The organism is Streptomyces sp. NBC_00637, assembly GCF_045161545.1.
In the GTDB taxonomy this organism is placed as follows: Bacteria; Actinomycetota; Actinomycetes; order Streptomycetales; family Streptomycetaceae; genus Streptomyces.
Genome location: NZ_CP109046.1, coordinates 7862397 through 7877676, shown reverse-complemented (window position 1 = coordinate 7877676; position 15280 = coordinate 7862397). Strand labels below are relative to the sequence as shown.

The window sequence follows — 15280 nt, the reverse complement described above, 5'->3', positions numbered from 1 at the left end:
CTCTCGTGATGATCCGATGATGACGGACCTCCCGCTCGACCAGGTGCGCACCCTGCTCGCGGTGGTGGACGAGGGCACGTTCGACGCGGCCGCCGCCGCCCTGCATGTGACGCCGTCGGCGGTCAGTCAGCGCGTCAAGGCACTGGAACAGCGCACGGGCCGGGTGCTGCTGCTGCGCACCAAGCCGGTGCGGGCCACGGAGTCGGGCGAGATCGTCGTCCGGTTCGCCCGTCAGCTGGCGCGGCTCGAGCGCGACACACGGTCCGAGCTCGGCATGAGCGGCGAGGGCGAGCCGGCCCGGGTGACGGTGGCGGTGAACGCGGACTCGCTCGCCACCTGGTTCCTGCCGGCCCTGACCCGGGTGCCCCGGGAGCCGCAGCTCTGCTTCGAACTGCACCGCGAGGACGAGACCCGCACGGCACAACTCCTGCGGGAAGGGCTGGTGATGGCCGCGGTGACCTCGTCGCCCGAGGCCGTGACCGGCTGCTCCGTGCGGGCCCTGGGCACGATGCGCTACCTGGCCGCCGCCACCCCGGACTTCGTCTCCCGGCACCTGGCCGACGGCCCGCTCCACGCATCCCTCACCCGGGCGCCCGTGATGATCTTCGACCGCAGTGACGACCTCCAGGACGCGTTCGTGCGCGGCCTGCGCGGGGGCGCCGGCGGCGCCAGTCCGGTACGGCAGGCCGTGCCGACCTCCGAGGGTTTCGTGGCCGCCGTGGCCGCCGGCCTGGGCTGGGGCATGGTGCCCGAGGTGCAGGCGGACCTGCTGCTGCGCTCCGGCCGCCTGGTCTCCCTCGCCCCCGAGCGCCCGCTGGACGTCCCGCTGTACTGGCAGCAGTGGAAGCTGGACTCCCCGGCGCTGGCGGCGGTCGCGGACGCGGTGACGGCGGCGGCCGCCGAGACCCTCAGGAGCTGAGCCCGGCCAGCGTCGCCCGGGCACTGTCCAGCAGCATCTCCAGCGCCGTCGGATAGGCGCTGGTCACCATGCGGGTCGACAGCAGCGGGGCCGCCTCGGCGATCCGGGGGTGGGTCTCGGCGGGCAGCCGGGCGTACGTCGAGCGCCAGACCGCGTCGTCGGCGCGCTGCGCGGCGCGCGGCAGGGCCAGCGAGGCGGCGTCCAGCGCGGCGAAGGCCAGCGTCTGGTCGATGAAGGCATGGTAGATCCGCACGGTGTCCGCCAGCGGGAACCCGGCGGTGCGCAGCACGTCCAGGACGGCCTCGTCGGCGGCGAGTTCGTTGGCCCGGCCGGTCACCCGGCTCGCGGTGAGCTGGGCGGCCTGCGGATGGGCGACGTAGGCGGCGTGGATGCGCAGCCCGACGGCGTGCAGATCCGTGCGCCACTCCCCCGTCGGCCGCCAGCCGCGCAGCGCCTCGCCGACGAGCGCGTCGCCGATGGCCAGGGTCAGCTCGTCCATGCCCCGGAAGTACCGGTAGAGGGTGCTGGGGTCGCAGTCGAGGGCGATGCCGAGACGGCGGGCGGTGAGGCCGGCGCTGCCGTGCTCGCGCAGCAGGCGCAGCGCCGCGTCCACGATCAGCCGCTCGGACAGCACGGTGCCGCTCCTCGTGGGCCGGCGCCGGCGCCGCTTCTCCTCGGGTACGACCTGCTTGGCCACCGTCCCTCGCCCCTCTCGTCCCTCGTCCTCGCGCTTCGGTCCGCGGTTCTCGGTCCTCGGCGCCGGGTGCCCGGTGCAGGGTTCTCGTGCTCCGCCCGGCCTTATGCCAACGCCATTGACCTTACGCGCGCACACGGCGTTGTATCTCTCTCAGGGCCCCCCTTCGCACACCTTCGTTCCCATCCCAGCCGAGGGAGTTCTCGTCATGCGTGTCCTTCTCGTGGGCGCCGGCGGTGTAGGCACCGCCATCACCCGGATCGCCACCCGCCGTCCGTTCTTCGAAGCGCTGGTGGTCGCCGACTACGCCCCCGCCCGTGCCGCGGCCGCCGTCGCCGCGCTCGACGGCGACGACCGTTTCCTCGCCGAGCGTGTCGACGCGGGCGACGAGGCGGCGGTGGCCGACCTGCTCGCCCGCCACCGCTGCGACGTGCTGCTCAACGCCACCGACCCGCGGTTCGTGATGCCGCTGTTCCGCGCGGCGCGTGCCACCGGGGCCACCTATGTCGACATGGCGATGTCACTGTCGCGGCCGCACCCCGACCGGCCATACGAGGAGTGCGGGGTCCGGCTCGGCGACGCGCAGTTCGCCGAGGCCGACGACTGGGCCGCGGCGGGCGCCCTGGCCCTGGTCGGCATGGGGGTCGAGCCGGGCCTCTCGGACGTCTTCGCCCGGTACGCCGCCGACGAACTCTTCGACGAGATCGAGGAGATCGGCATCCGCGACGGCGCGAACCTCACCGTCGAGGGCCACGACTTCGCGCCCTCCTTCAACATCTGGACCACCATCGAGGAGTGCCTCAACCCCCCGGTGGTCTACGAGGCCGACCGCGGCTGGTTCACCACCGCGCCCTTCAGCGAGCCCGAGGTGTTCGACTTCCCCGAGGGCATCGGACCGGTCGAGTGCGTGAACGTCGAGCACGAGGAGGTGCTGCTCGTGCCGCGCTGGGTGAAGGCGCGCCGGGTCACCTTCAAGTACGGCCTGGGCGACGAGTTCATCGAGACCCTGAAGACGCTGCACCGCCTGGGCCTCGACCGCACCTCGCCCGTGACCGTACCGAGCGCGTCGGGACCGGTGCCCGTCTCGCCCCGGGACGTCGTGGCCGCCTGTCTGCCCGACCCGGCGACCCTGGGCGAGTTGATGCACGGCAAGACCTGCGCGGGCACCTGGGTGCGGGGCGTAAAGGACGGCGCGCCGCGCGAGGTGTACCTCTACCACGTGGTCGACAACCAGTGGTCCATGACCGAGTACGGCAGCCAGGCCGTGGTGTGGCAGACCGCCGTCAACCCCGTGGTCGCCCTCGAACTGCTCGCCACGGGCGCGTGGTCGGGCGCCGGCGTCCTGGGCCCCGAGGCGTTCCCGCCCCGCCCGTTCCTCGACCTGCTCACCGCGTACGGCTCCCCGTGGGGGCAACGGGAGCAGTGAACGTTTTTCCGGCCTGCCCTGTTTCACCGCCACCCTCCCGGTGACCCGATCGGGAGCAACTCATCCGGAAAAGCACATACGACGAGATCGCAGGTGACTTCGATGGACGACTGGCGAGAGCACGCCGAGTGCCGCCACGAGGACCCCGACCTCTTCTTCCCGATCGGTACCTCCGGTCCGGCACTGCTCCAGACGGAGCAGGCGAAGGCGGTCTGCCGACGCTGCCCTGTGCGGGAGCAGTGTCTGGAGTGGGCGATGGAGACCGATCAGACCCTCGGGGTCTGGGGCGGTACGGGCGAGAACGAACGACGTGCCCTCAAGCGGCGCATCAGGGCACGACGCAGTTCGTGACCAGGGCCGGGACGGGAGAGTCGGTGATCCCGAACGGTGATCCCGGTGTTCCCGAGGGTCGTGGCCCAGGTGGGGCAGGGTGGCCGGGCGGGAGCGGCCGGAGGGCGGATCGGCACCGGAGCCGGCCGCTCCGGCGTGTCGGCCCTCACCGGGCGGCGCCCAGTCGCAGCGGGCCGCCGGTCAGCCGTCTCCGGGGGCTTTCGCCGCGGGCAGTCGCAGGGTGAAGACGCTGCCCTCGCCCGGGGTGCTCGTCGCCCGCGCCGTGCCGCCGTGGGCGTCCGTCAGCTGACGGACGATCGGCAGGCCCAGGCCACTGCCGCCGGTGCGACGGCTGCGTGACTTCTCCGCCCGCCAGAACCGCTCGAAGACATGCGGCAGGTCCTCGGCGGAGATCCCCGTGCCGGTGTCGGCGACTTCGAGGACGACGTGCTCGCCGTCGCCCCGGGCGGTCAGCGTGACCGTGCCGTCGGGCGGGGTGTGACGTACCGCGTTGGTGACGAGGTTGCCGAGCGCCTGCCGCAGCCGCACCGGATCGGCGTCCAGCCAGACAGCGCCGTCTTTCCCGGTCTCCGTCTCGGCCATGGTGCGCAGGCGCACGCCGGCCGCGTCGGCGGCGACCCGGTGGGCGGCGGCGACCTGGGCCAGCAGATCCTCCACGGGCACCGGTTCGCGGTGCAGACGCAGGGTGCCGGCGTCGGCGGCCGCGAGGTCGCGCAGGTCGTCGATGACCCGCTGGAGTATCAGGGCCTCCTCGTGCAGGGCGCCGAGCAGTTCGGTGTCGGGTTCGACGAGGCCGTCGCGGGTGACCTCCAGCCACCCCCGGATATTGGTGAGCGGGCTGCGCAGTTCGTGGGCCACATCGCTGACGAAGGCCTTGCGCTGGGCCTCCAGCCGTTCCCGGCGCTCGGCCAGGTCGTTGAAGGCCTCCGCGAGGATCCCGGTCTCGTCGCGCGTCGTGACGGGCACCCGGACGTGCCGGTCCGGGGGCTGTTGCGCGGCCTCGGTCAGGGCGCGCAGGGGCCGGACCAGGCGGGTGGCGACGACGGCGGTGACGGCGACGGTGACGGCCAGCACCAGCCCGGCCGCGCCGACGACCTTCGCCTTGTTCGCCGGGGACATCACCCAGCGGGGCGCCGCGCCGCTCTCCCCGACGCCGAGGAACAGTTCGGCGACCGGGGCGACGTAGGGGTCCAACTGGTCGCGCCGGGCGGTCTCCAGGCAGGTCTGGGCCGCGCGCACGGCCTCCTTGCCGTCCACGTCCCTGCCGCCCCTCACCTTGACGAACGTGGGCGCCGGGGTAGGGGTCCGGCCGGACGTGCCCGGGAGGCCGGTGCCGAACAGCAAGGGCGTGTCGGGGTCCAGGCCCGCGCGGGTCAGGCAGCCGCCCGCGCGACCCTGGAGCGCGGTCAGCGCCTTCTCCTCCGTGGGCGCCGGCGTGTCCAGCCGTCCGTCCCCGCACTCTTCGAGCGCGTACGCGGACACGGCTGTGGAGTCCGTGGTGGCGACCACCGGTCGCCCGCTCGGGGTGTGCGTGACGGTCGTGTCGATGCCGTAGTGGGAGAGGCACTTCTGCCGGTCGCGGGCCACCGCGTCGAGCTTCGTGCGTTCGATCGCGGTGAGCCGGTAGGGGCCCACCACCCGCGGGTCGGTCCCGCTCAGCTGCGCGCCAGGCTCGCTGTAGGTGTCGGTGCGCAGCGGGTCGACGGTGGCGGCGGCACGCGGCGGCAGGGGCGTTCCGCGCGGCGCGGAGTCGGCCAGGGGGGTGCGGACGGCGGTGGTGAGGGCGATGCGCCGGCCGGTCCGCGCGGACAGGTCACGGAGCGTCGCCTCGACGCCCTTCCAGTCGGGGTGGGTGGCCGCGTAGCCGCTCAGCCGCGCGAGGATGTCCATGTCGTCGGCGAGGGACCGGGCCTGTTCCTCCCGTAGTGCGCGCGTGGTGGTGGTGACGGCGAGCCAGGCGGTGGCGGCCACCGAGCACACGGCGATCAGAACGGACGCGATCAGCAGGCGGACCAGCAGCCGCTTGCGCAGCGGTATGCGGGTACGGGTGCGGCTCGTCCTGCCGGGACGGGTGCGGGCGCCGATCACGCGTGGCCGCCGCTCAGCTTGTAGCCGACGCCGAACACCGTCAGCAGCCGCACCGGTCTGCGCGGGTCGGTCTCGATCTTCCGCCGCAGGTTCATGATGTGCACGTCTATCGCCCGTTCGGTGGAGGCCCGATCGAACCCGCGGGTGCACTGGAGCAACTGCCGTCGGGAGAAGACCCGTTCGGGTTCGGCGGCCATGGCCATCAGGATCTGGAACTCGGCCGGAGTGCACTCCACCGGCTCGCCGTCGCACCGCACCTCGTGCCGCTCGGGATCGACGGCGAGCCCCGCGGCCCGTACGACGGGACCGTCCCGCCGGTCGGCGCCGGTCCGCCCGCTGCGCCGCAGGACGGTTCGGATGCGGGCCATCAGCTCACGCGGGCTGTACGGCTTGGTCATGTAGTCGTCGGCGCCCAGTTCCAGGCCGAGCAGCACATCGTCCTCGCCGGCGCGGGCGGTCAGCATCAGTACCGGGATGTCGTCGTCCCGGCGCAGCACCCGGCACACCCCGAAACCGTCGATGACCGGCAGCATGAGGTCGAGGACGACGAGGTCGGGCCGGCTCCGCCGCACGGCGTCCAGCGCGGCCGCGCCGTCGTGCACGACGGTGGCGGTGTGCCCCTCGGCGAGCAGCGAGCGGCGGATGAGTTCGGCCTGCATCGCGTCGTCCTCGGCGACCAGTACATGAGCGCACACGCGACAACTCCGTTTTTTCAGCGGGCCAGAGAGGCATGGTCGCCCATGACGACCACGGGGTGCAGGGCGGGGTCGAGGGCGAGGAGCAGGTCCCTCATGTGCTCCTCGGCGATGCTCACGCAGCCGTGGGTGGGGCCGCCGTGGTCGACGTGCAGCCAGATGCCCCCACCGCGTCGCGTGCCGAGGGGACGGGTCCAGTCGAGGGGCGAGGTGCCGGGCCGGCGGTTGTAGTCGATGGCGATCACGTAGTCGAAGGAGCCCCGCAGCGACTCGCCCTCGAATCCGGTGCCCGGCGAGGTGAATCCGACGCCGCGGTCGTAGGAGAGCCGGGTGCCGGGGTCGCGCAGCAGCCCACCGGCGTCGGTGAGGCCGTAGACGCCGGTGGGCGAGCGCAGGTCGCCACCCATGTGGTGGTCGCTCCAGCCGCGCAGCGCGTTGTGCGCGGGCCAGTTCTCCCCCGCCTCCCAGCCGGCCCCGGTACGCCGGTACAGGACCACCGTGGAGAGCGGGGAGTCGCGGCCCCGCCCGGTCACCACGACCACCTGGTCCGCGTCGTCCGGTACGGCGGCCCGGGTCCTGGTCCCCAGGCCGGGGATCCCCTGCGGTGCCGCCTCGACGGAGACCGCCGGCGCGGAGGTGTCGGGCGCCGCCGGTGTGCCGGCGGCGGTGGCGCCGGGCCGGCGCTCGGGGGTGGCCGCGGCGCCGCCGCATCCGGTGAGCAGAAAGGACGCGGCGAGCAGCACGGCCCGGCGGCGATGGATGATCATCGTTCGACCTTCGCCGACAGGTGTGTGGAACTCGTCAGGTTCCGGGGCCTGTTCGGGCGTCAGGGCGTGCCGGGCTTGCCCCGGCCGTACAGCCAGGTCCGCAGCAGCGCGCCGAGGTCTCGTCCGGACTCCCGTTCCGCGAGCCGTTCGAACTGTGCGGTGGTGCCGTGGCCGTACCGGTGCCCGGCGGCCCATGCGCGCAGGATACGGAAGAACGCGCGGTCTCCGACCGTGGTGCGCAGGACGTGCAGGGTCATGGCACCTCGGGCGTAGACGGGGGTGCCGAAGATGTTCGCGCCGCTGCCGGGATCGCCGGGCGGGAACGCCCACAGGCCGTCGGTCGCGGGGCGGGCGTACAGGGCGTCGAAGGTCTTCTGAGCACTGGCACCGCCGTGCTGCTCGGCGTAGAGCCACTCGGCGTAGGTGGCGAAGCCCTCGTTGAGCCAGATGTCCTTCCAGGAGGTGAGGGAGACGGAGTCGCCGAACCACTGGTGGGCGCTCTCGTGGACGAGGGTGCTCAGGGAGGGCGCCTGGTCGTACACGGGCCGCGTCTGGGTCTCCAGGGCGTAGCCGACGTCCGGGGCGTGGTCGACGATGGCGCCGGCGGCGCGGAACGGGTAGGGCCCGAACAGCCCGCTCTCCCAGTCCAGTACGGAGGGCAACTGCCTGAGGACGGGCGCGGCGGCCGTGGCCTCGCGTGGGTCGACGGCGTCGTAGACCTTGATCCCGTCGCGGGTCGTGTACTGCTCGACTTGGAACTTGCCCACGGTGGCGGTCGCGAGGTAGGCGGCCATGGGTTCGCTCTGGCGCCAGCGGAAGGTGGTGCGGCCGTTCGCGGTGCGCTTTCCGAGCAGGACACCGTTGGCGACGGCGGCGCGGTCCGCCGGGACGGTGAGGGTGAAGTCGTAGGAGGACTTGTCGCGGGGATGGTTGTTCGCCGGGAACCAGGTCATGGCCCCCTGCGGTTCCCCCGCGACGAAGGCCCCGTCGTCGGTGGGGATCCAGCCGTCGAGGGAGCCGTCGGGGTCGGTGACCGGGCCGGGCGTGCCGTCGTAGGTGACGGCGACCTGGAACCGCTCCCCCTTGCGCAGGGCGCGTCGTGGGGTGACGACGAGTTCCTGGCCGGCGCGCTTGTGTGCGGCCTTGACGTGGTCGACGGTCAGGCCGGTGACCTTCAGCCCCTGGAAGTCGAGGTCGAAGCGGGTCAGCCGCCGGGTGGCGCGGGCGGTCAGCACCGCCTTGCCGTCGAGGTGCCGGGTGCCCGGGTCGTAGCGCAGGGTCAGGTCGTAGTGGGTGACGTGGTAGCCGCCGTTGCCGGCGAGCGGGAAGTAGGGGTCGCCGACGCCCGCGGTGCCCGTCGGTCCGGCCGCCGTGGCGGGACCGGCCGCCGTGAGCAGCGCCGCCAGGGCGACGGGGACGGTGGCGGCGACGGTTTCGCGACGAAGGAGGGTGGTGGCGCGTCTGCGAGGGTGTGTCACGTGCGCTCCTGGGGGGTGGCGTGTGATCAGACGTCCTCAGAGTAGGGACCGGGCGCCCCGGTCCTCTGCCTCGTTCAGGTCAAGCCGAGCGGTGTCGTCGGGCGTCCCGGGGCTACCCTCGACAGGACCCGCCAACCCGAGGACGGCCGCCCATGAGTGTCCGCGTGCGTCGCGTCTACGACCCGCCCGAACCCGACGACGGGGTACGGGTCCTGGTCGACCGGCTGTGGCCGCGCGGGGTGTCCAAGGACGCGGCCCGCGTGGACGAGTGGCCCAAGGGCCTCACCCCGTCCACCGAACTGCGCCGCTGGTACCACGCGGGCGAGGGGACGTACGAGGAGTTCGCGCGGCGCTACGAGGCGGAGCTGGCCGACCCCGGGGCGGCCGAACTCCTCGACACCTTGCGGGAGTCGGCCCGCGAGGGTCCGGTGACGCTGCTGACGTCCGCGAAGTCCCCGGAGCGCAGTCACACGGCGGTGCTGGTCCGCCTGCTGGAGGCGCGGGCGGACCGGCGCTGACGATGCGTGGGGCGTCGGCGGCGGGCAGGCCGAGCAGACTGCCGGTGCCGGTGCCGAGGGCGATGCCCACCGGTCGGGCCCGGCCGCAGCCCGTCGACCCGACCGGGCCGGCGCCTTGCCGGTGCCGCGTCGCTTAGCTCCCCCGCCGTCGCCGGTCAGGCCGCCCCTGCTGCCCCTGAGCCCGGGCCCGTCTGCCCGGCCGTCAGCCCGTCTGACGGGCCGCTGCCCGTCCAGCGGCCCGTCCCGAGAAGAGGCAGCCGCCGAGGAAGGTGCCTTCGAGGGCGTTGTACCCGTGCACGCCGCCGCCGCCGAAACCGGCCACCTCGCCCGCCGCGTACAGGCCCTCGACCGGCTGCCCGTCGGCGCCCAGCGCGCGCGAGTCGAGGTCGGTCTGGATGCCGCCGAGGGTCTTGCGGGTGAGGACGTGCAGCTTGACGGCGATGAGCGGGCCGGCCTCGGGGTCGAGGATGCGGTGCGGGGTAGCGACCCGGCCCAGCCGGTCGCCGATGTAGCGGCGCGCGTTGCGGATGCCCTGGACCTGCGCGTCCTTGCTGTACGGGTTGGCCATCTGCAGGTCGCGCGCCTCGATCTGCCGGCGCAGGGTGTCCACGTCGAGCAGCGCCTTCCCCGTCAGCCCGTTCATCTTCTCGACGAGCCTGTCGAGGGTGTCGGCGATGACGAAGTCCGCGCCCCGGTCGAGGAACGCCTGCACCGGCGCCGGGGCGCCCTTGCCGAGCAGCCGGTCGCGCAGGACGGCCTTGCGGTCCTTGGCGGTGATGTCGGGGTTCTGCTCGGACCCGGAGAGCGCGAACTCCTTCTCGACGATCTTGCGGGTGAGGATGAACCAGGAGTGGTCGTGCTCGGCGATGTCCTCGGTCGTCCGCAGGTGCTCGAGCGTGTTGAGGGTGTCGTAGCCCGGCAGACACGGGTCGGGCAGCCGGCGGCCCAGAGCGTCGAACCACAGGGAGGACGGGCCGGGCAGGATGCGGATGCCGTGGCCGGGCCAGATCGGGTCCCAGTTCCGGATGCCCTCGGTGTAGTGCCACATGCGGTCGCGGTTCACCAGCCGGACGCCGGCCTCGGCGCTGATGTCCAGCATGCGGCCGTCGACGTAGGCGGGGACACCGGTGACCATCTCGGCGGGCGGTGTGCCCAGCCGTTCGGGCCAGTAGCGCCGCACGATGTCGTGGTTGGCGCCGATACCACCGCTGGTGACGACGACGGCCTGGGCGGTCAGCTCGAAGTCGCCGACGCGCTCGCGGTTGGAGGCGACGCCGCGCGCGGAGTCGTCGGGGGCGAGGACGGTGCCGCGTACCCCTCGGGCGGCGCCGTCCTGGAGGACCAGCTCGTCCACCTGGTGCCGGTGGTAGAAGGTCAGCAGCCCGTCCTTCGCCGCCTGCTTGGCATGGCGCGCGAACGGCTCGACGACACCGGTGCCGGTGCCCCAGGCGACGTGGAAACGGGGCACGGAGTTGCCGTGGCCGTCGGCGCGCAGGTCGCCGCGCTCCGCCCAGCCGACGGTCGGCACGAAGGATATCCCGTGCCCGGCGAGCCAGCTCCGCTTCTCCCCCGCCGCGAACTCGACGTAGGCGCGCGCCCAGCGCACCGCCCAGGAGTCCTCGTCGTCGGCGCGGTCGAACTGCGCGCTGCCCTGCCAGTCGTTCCAGGCGAGGTCGAAGGAGTCCTTGATGCCGAGGCGGCGCTGCTCCGGGGAGTCGACGAGGAAGAGCCCGCCGAAGGACCAGAACGCCTGGCCGCCGAGGTTGGCGGCGTTCTCCTGGTCGACCAGGGCGACCCGCCTGCCCCTGCTGGTGAGTTCGTGCGCCGCGACCAGGCCCGCGAGGCCCGCTCCGACGACGATGACGTCCGCGTCCATGGCGTCCGCTGCCTTTCCCTAGAGGGTGTCATTCCGGGGTGCCGCTGCCGTCGGTCAGCAGCGCGGTGAGCAGTTGCTTCAGCCAGACACGAGCACCCTCGACGTCCTTGTCCAGCAGCAGTTGGGCGGTGACCCCGTCGTAGGCGGCGACCACGGCGTGCGCCGCGCTGTCGACGTCCCCGAGCACGGCCGGGGGTGCGGCGAGACCACGGGCCCGGGCGAGCCGGTCGGCGATCGCCCGCCGCAGCCGCGCGCGGTGTTCCAGCAGGGTCTGCGCGACGTCCGGAGCCCGCGCGGCGTGCACCAGGAAGTCCGTCTTCACCAGGAGCCAGTCCAGGTCGAGGAGGAGCACCTCGGTGACCCGGTCGACGGCGGCGGGCACGTCGAGGTCGGGGCCGTCGAGCGCGAGGGCCCCGGACACCTGCTCGGCGATCAGGTCGGCCCGTTGCCGGTAGAGGGCGAAGAACAGCTCGTCCAGGCTGTCGAAGTTGGAGTAGAAGGCGCCCCTGCTGTAGCCGGCGGCCTCGCAGACCTCCTCGATGGAGACCCGCCCGAAGCCCTTGGCGGCGAACACCTCGAAGGCGGCGTCCAGCAGCCTGGCGCGCGTGCGGACCCGGCGCCGGGTGACGCGCCCGGTCGTCCGCTCACTCTGCTCCGCCGCCATCCCGGACCTCCGTTCGATACGGGAATGTATCCGATACACCGATGTATCGAAAGCCCTCTCGAACCGGACCGCACGGCCCCCGCCTCCCCGTCACTCCACCCGTGTCCGCGCGCCGCACCACCCCCGTCTCCCGTCTCCCGCACGCACTCCGGGCTCGTGACAGCCGAAGGGAACATATTTTCGATTAAGGCGTACGCTGGACCCATGACCGCGCACCACCTCCAGGGCTCCCTCTTCGACCAGACCGACGAACCGCGACTCGGCCCTCTCGACGGCATCCGCCGCACCACGCTCGGCGCGGGCGCCTGGATCGACGTGCTGCCGGCCTGGCTCACCGGATCGGACGCCCTGTTCGAACAGCTGGCGGCCGAGGTCCCGTGGCGTGCCGAGCGCCGCGAGATGTACGACCACCTCGTCGACGTGCCGCGACTGCTGGCGTTCTACGGAGCCGGCGAGGAACTGCCCCACCCGGTGCTGACCCAGGCCCGTGAAACCCTGTCCGCGCACTACGCCGAGGAGCTGGGCGAGCCCTTCGCCACCGCCGGCCTGTGCCACTACCGCGACGGCCGGGACAGCGTCGCCTGGCACGGCGACCGGATCGGCCGGGGCGCCCGGGAGGACACCATGGTGGCGATCCTCTCCGTGGGCTCCCCGCGCGACCTGCTGCTGCGCCCGGCGGGCGGGGGCGAGACGGTGCGGCGCCCTCTGGGGCACGGCGACCTGATCGTGATGGGCGGCTCCTGCCAGCGGACCTGGGAGCACTGCGTCCCCAAGTCCACCCGCGCCGCCGGGCCGCGCATCAGCGTCCAGTTCCGTCCGCACGGGGTGCGCTGAACGGAGCCGCCCGGTGATCTGCTTTGCTGTCCCCGTCGGGCACGAATCTCCAGGACACGGGACGGCCATGCGGGCAGACGTACGGCAAGTGGCGGACGGCACCTACCTGGTGCACGGCAGCAACACCAACTGGGTGATCTTCACCGAGGGGGACGCCGTCACCCTGATCGACACCGGCTACCCGGGAGACCGGCAACTGGTCCTCGACTCGCTCGCCGCCGTGGGCAGTTCACCGGAGGCCGTCACGGCCGTACTGATCACCCACGCCCACAACGACCACCTGGGCTCCGCCGAACACCTGCGCTCCGCCTACGGCACCCCGGTCTATCTGCACGAGGCCGAAGTGCCGCACGCCCGCCGGGAGTTCCTCCAGCAGGTGACCGTGGGCCAGGTGCTGGGCAACATCTGGCGGCCCGGTGTGCTGCCCTGGATGGTGCACGTGCTGCGAGTCGGCGGCACCGAGCAGCACCCGGTCACCGCGCCCGAGGCGTTCCCCGGCGCCGGTGGACCGCTCGACCTGCCCGGCCGTCCCGTCCCGGTGCACACCCCCGGCCACACCAGCGGTCACGCCGTCTTCCACCTGCCGGCGGCGGGCGTCGTCATCTCCGGCGACGCCCTGGTCAGCGGCCACGCGACCGCGCGCCTGAAGGGGCCGCAGCTGCTGCCGGACATGTTCCATCACGAGCGGGCCCGCGCGGTGGAGTCCCTGGACGTGATCGAGGGGCTGGCGGGCGACCTGCTGCTGCCCGGGCACGGCCCGCTGCACCGGGGGTCCGTGAAGGCGGCGGCCCAGCAGGCCCGCGAACGCGCCGTCTAAGGTCGGGCCATGGCTTTGCAGATCAGCGCCACCAACCCGGAGCATCCGGCACTCCTGCTGGAGCTGCCCTGGCACCTGCCCCTGGAGGAGTGGCCCGAGGAGGTCCTCGTCCCGCTCCCGCGCGGCATCTCCCGCCACGTGGTGCGCTACGCCCAGGCCGGCGAAGAGGTGATCGCCGTCAAGGAGCTCGCCGAACGCCCCGCGCTGCGCGAGTACGAACTGCTGCGCGACCTGGACCGGCTCGGCATCCCCGCCGTCGACCCACTGGCCGTGGTCACCGGCCGCGCCGACACCGGCGGCGTCCCGCTGGAATCGGTGCTGGTCACCCGGCATCTGGGCGGCTCGATGCCGTACCGCTCGATGTTCGAGACGACGATGCGCCCGGCGACCATGCACCGGCTGATGGACGCCCTCGCCGTGCTGCTGGTGCGGCTGCATCTGGCCGGGTTCGCGTGGGGCGACTGCTCGCTGTCCAACACGCTGTTCCGGCGGGACGCGGGCGCCTACGCCGCCTACCTCGTCGACGCCGAGACCGGCGACCTGCACCCCCGGCTGAGCCCCGGCCAGCGCGACTACGACCTCGACCTCGCCCGCGTCAACATCAGCGGCGAACTGCTCGACCTGGAGGCCTCCGGGGCGCTGCACCCCTCGGTGGACCCGATCGAGTTCGGCACGGAGATCTGCGCCCGCTACGGGGCGCTGTGGCAGGAGCTGACCCGTACCTCGATCTACCCGGCGGGCAAGTACCACTACATCGAGCGCCGGATCCGGCGGCTCAACGAGCTCGGCTTCGACGTCGCCGAGATGCAGATCGAGCACTCCTCCAACGGGGACACGGTCACCTTCGTGCCGAAGGTCGTCGACGCGGGCCACCACCAGCGTCAACTGCTGCGCCTCACCGGCCTGGACACCGAGGAGAACCAGGCCCGGCGGCTGCTGAACGACCTGGAGAGCTGGATGGCCACCCAGGACGACTACGCCCCGGGCGACCCCCTCGCGGCCCGCCCGGAGGTGCTGGCGCACCGCTGGGTACGGGACGTCTTCCGGCCCACCGTGCGCGCGGTCCCCCTGGAGCTGCGCGGCTCCATGGACGCGGCGGAGATCTACCACGAGCTCCTCGAACACCGCTGGTACCTCTCGGAGCACGCGCAGCAGGACATCGGGCTCGACACGGCGGTCGAGGACTACATCAAGAAGATCCTTCCCAAGGCCCGGGAGACGCTGGAGCCTACGGTTCCGCAGTGAGCCGGTCCTGGGGGACGACGGCGACCGGGCAGTCGGCGTGGTGCAGGACGCCGTGCGCCACCGAGCCGATCCGGGAGCCGACGGCCGTGCGGTGGGCACGGCGGCCGACCACCATCAGCTGGGCCCGTCCGGCCACCGACAGCAGGACCTGACCCGCGCTGCCCATCTCCACGTGTTCCACCACCGGCACGTCGGGGAAGCGCTCCCGCCACGGTCGCAGGGCGGCGGCCAGCGCTTTCCTCTCGTACGGCTCCAGGCCGCCGGCGTCGTCGAGGAGCTTGAGCGAGCCGGGGCTGTAGGCGAACACCGGCGGGAGCGTCCAGGCCCGTACCGCACGGACGCCCGCGCCCCGGGCGGCCGCCGTCTCGAACGCGAAGCGCAGCGCGGGGCCGCTGTCCTCGGGTTCGCCGTGCTGGCCGACGACGATCTCGTGGCCGGCCGCCTCGGACGACGGCTTGTCGTCGGCCCGGACCAGCACGACCGGACGCGCGGCCTCGGCGATCACCTGCTGGCCGACCGAGCCGAGCAGGAACCCGACCACGGGTCCGTGACCGCGCGAGCCGAGCACGAGGAGTTCCGCGTCCGCCGCGGCGGCGACCAGCGACTCGACCGGGCCGCCTTCCTGGACGTCGGTGGTGACGGCGAGCGCCGGGTGCCGTTCGGCGACCGCCGCGACGGCCTGCCGCACGGAGTCCCGCACCCACCGCTCCTGGGCGTCCCGGTCCGCCACGTCGGCCGCCGCGTGCGGCTGGAAGCGCCAGGCGTGCACCACCCGCAGCTCCAGATCGCGCCGGACGGCCTCGCGGGCCGCCCAGGCGAGCGCCGCGAGGCTCTCGTCCGTCCCGTCGACCCCTGCCGTGATCGGGCCCGTCATCCCGCCGCCTCCTCGTGTCGTGATCACATCCGCC

Annotated in this window: 15 protein-coding genes; 7 read left to right on the top strand and 8 right to left on the bottom strand. The window is 73.2% G+C overall.

All coding sequences use genetic code 11. From position 1 onward, the window contains the following. Positions 1-16: 16 nt before the first annotated feature. A complete protein-coding gene (locus OG440_RS34810) occupies positions 17-919 on the top strand; it encodes a LysR family transcriptional regulator ArgP (RefSeq protein ID WP_406010729.1) in 903 nt (300 codons plus the stop codon). On the opposite strand, the gene OG440_RS34805 is transcribed toward OG440_RS34810, so the two are convergent. Further along, a complete protein-coding gene (locus tag OG440_RS34805; protein WP_406010728.1) occupies positions 909-1616 on the bottom strand; it encodes a TetR/AcrR family transcriptional regulator in 708 nt (235 codons plus the stop codon). The genes OG440_RS34810 and OG440_RS34805 overlap by 11 nt on opposite strands. Before the next feature lie 205 nt (positions 1617-1821). Between OG440_RS34805 and OG440_RS34800 the strand changes: the two genes are divergently transcribed. Together OG440_RS34800 and OG440_RS34795 are read left to right on the top strand one after the other, a co-directional pair. After that, a complete protein-coding gene (locus tag OG440_RS34800; RefSeq protein WP_406010727.1) occupies positions 1822-3039 on the top strand; it encodes a saccharopine dehydrogenase family protein in 1218 nt (405 codons plus the stop codon). 102 nt (positions 3040-3141) lie between these two features. Continuing rightward, positions 3142-3390 (top strand): WhiB family transcriptional regulator, encoded by a 249-nt coding sequence (locus tag OG440_RS34795; RefSeq protein WP_406010726.1) that lies wholly within the window; start codon positions 3142-3144, stop codon positions 3388-3390. Between the two features lie 180 nt (positions 3391-3570). On the opposite strand, the gene OG440_RS34790 is transcribed toward OG440_RS34795, so the two are convergent. Genes OG440_RS34790 through OG440_RS34775 form a run of 4 tightly spaced genes read right to left on the bottom strand, consistent with a single transcriptional unit; the run spans position 3571 to position 8418 of the window. After that, a complete protein-coding gene (locus OG440_RS34790; protein ID WP_406010725.1) occupies positions 3571-5478 on the bottom strand; it encodes a sensor histidine kinase in 1908 nt (635 codons plus the stop codon). Beyond that, on the bottom strand, positions 5475-6173 hold the full coding sequence (locus tag OG440_RS34785; RefSeq protein ID WP_406010724.1) for a response regulator: 699 nt from the start codon (positions 6171-6173) through the stop codon (positions 5475-5477). The genes OG440_RS34790 and OG440_RS34785 overlap by 4 nt, the downstream gene beginning before the upstream one ends. A gap of 17 nt (positions 6174-6190) precedes the next feature. Continuing rightward, on the bottom strand, positions 6191-6940 hold the full coding sequence (locus OG440_RS34780; RefSeq protein ID WP_406010723.1) for a L,D-transpeptidase family protein: 750 nt from the start codon (positions 6938-6940) through the stop codon (positions 6191-6193). Positions 6941-6999: 59 nt separating this feature from the next. Continuing rightward, a complete protein-coding gene (locus tag OG440_RS34775) occupies positions 7000-8418 on the bottom strand; it encodes a M1 family metallopeptidase (RefSeq protein ID WP_406010722.1) in 1419 nt (472 codons plus the stop codon). A gap of 152 nt (positions 8419-8570) precedes the next feature. Here OG440_RS34775 and OG440_RS34770 point away from each other — a divergent pair, with 152 nt between their 5' ends. Then, complete coding sequence (locus tag OG440_RS34770) at positions 8571-8936, top strand: DUF488 domain-containing protein (RefSeq protein WP_406010721.1); 366 nt, start codon at positions 8571-8573, stop codon at positions 8934-8936. Between the two features lie 202 nt (positions 8937-9138). On the opposite strand, the gene OG440_RS34765 is transcribed toward OG440_RS34770, so the two are convergent. Together OG440_RS34765 and OG440_RS34760 are read right to left on the bottom strand one after the other, a co-directional pair. Continuing rightward, positions 9139-10812, bottom strand: a complete 1674-nt coding sequence (locus OG440_RS34765) for an FAD-binding dehydrogenase (protein ID WP_406010720.1) — start codon at positions 10810-10812, stop codon at positions 9139-9141. 28 nt (positions 10813-10840) lie between these two features. Next, positions 10841-11476: a TetR/AcrR family transcriptional regulator gene (locus tag OG440_RS34760; protein ID WP_406010719.1), complete on the bottom strand. Its 636-nt coding sequence runs from the start codon at positions 11474-11476 to the stop codon at positions 10841-10843. A gap of 204 nt (positions 11477-11680) precedes the next feature. Here OG440_RS34760 and OG440_RS34755 point away from each other — a divergent pair, with 204 nt between their 5' ends. The 3 genes from OG440_RS34755 to OG440_RS34745 all read left to right on the top strand — a co-directional run bounded on the left by OG440_RS34755 (position 11681) and on the right by OG440_RS34745 (position 14372). After that, a complete protein-coding gene (locus tag OG440_RS34755; RefSeq protein WP_406010718.1) occupies positions 11681-12310 on the top strand; it encodes an alpha-ketoglutarate-dependent dioxygenase AlkB in 630 nt (209 codons plus the stop codon). A gap of 67 nt (positions 12311-12377) precedes the next feature. Beyond that, the gene (locus OG440_RS34750; RefSeq protein WP_406010717.1) at positions 12378-13127 is read left to right on the top strand and encodes an MBL fold metallo-hydrolase; all 750 of its coding nucleotides are present in this window, start codon (positions 12378-12380) and stop codon (positions 13125-13127) included. Positions 13128-13136: 9 nt separating this feature from the next. Beyond that, on the top strand, positions 13137-14372 hold the full coding sequence (locus OG440_RS34745) for a DUF4032 domain-containing protein (protein ID WP_406010716.1): 1236 nt from the start codon (positions 13137-13139) through the stop codon (positions 14370-14372). Here the strand turns inward: OG440_RS34745 and OG440_RS34740 are convergent. Next, positions 14356-15246 (bottom strand): universal stress protein, encoded by an 891-nt coding sequence (locus OG440_RS34740; RefSeq protein ID WP_406010715.1) that lies wholly within the window; start codon positions 15244-15246, stop codon positions 14356-14358. The genes OG440_RS34745 and OG440_RS34740 overlap by 17 nt on opposite strands. Positions 15247-15280 lie beyond the last annotated feature (34 nt).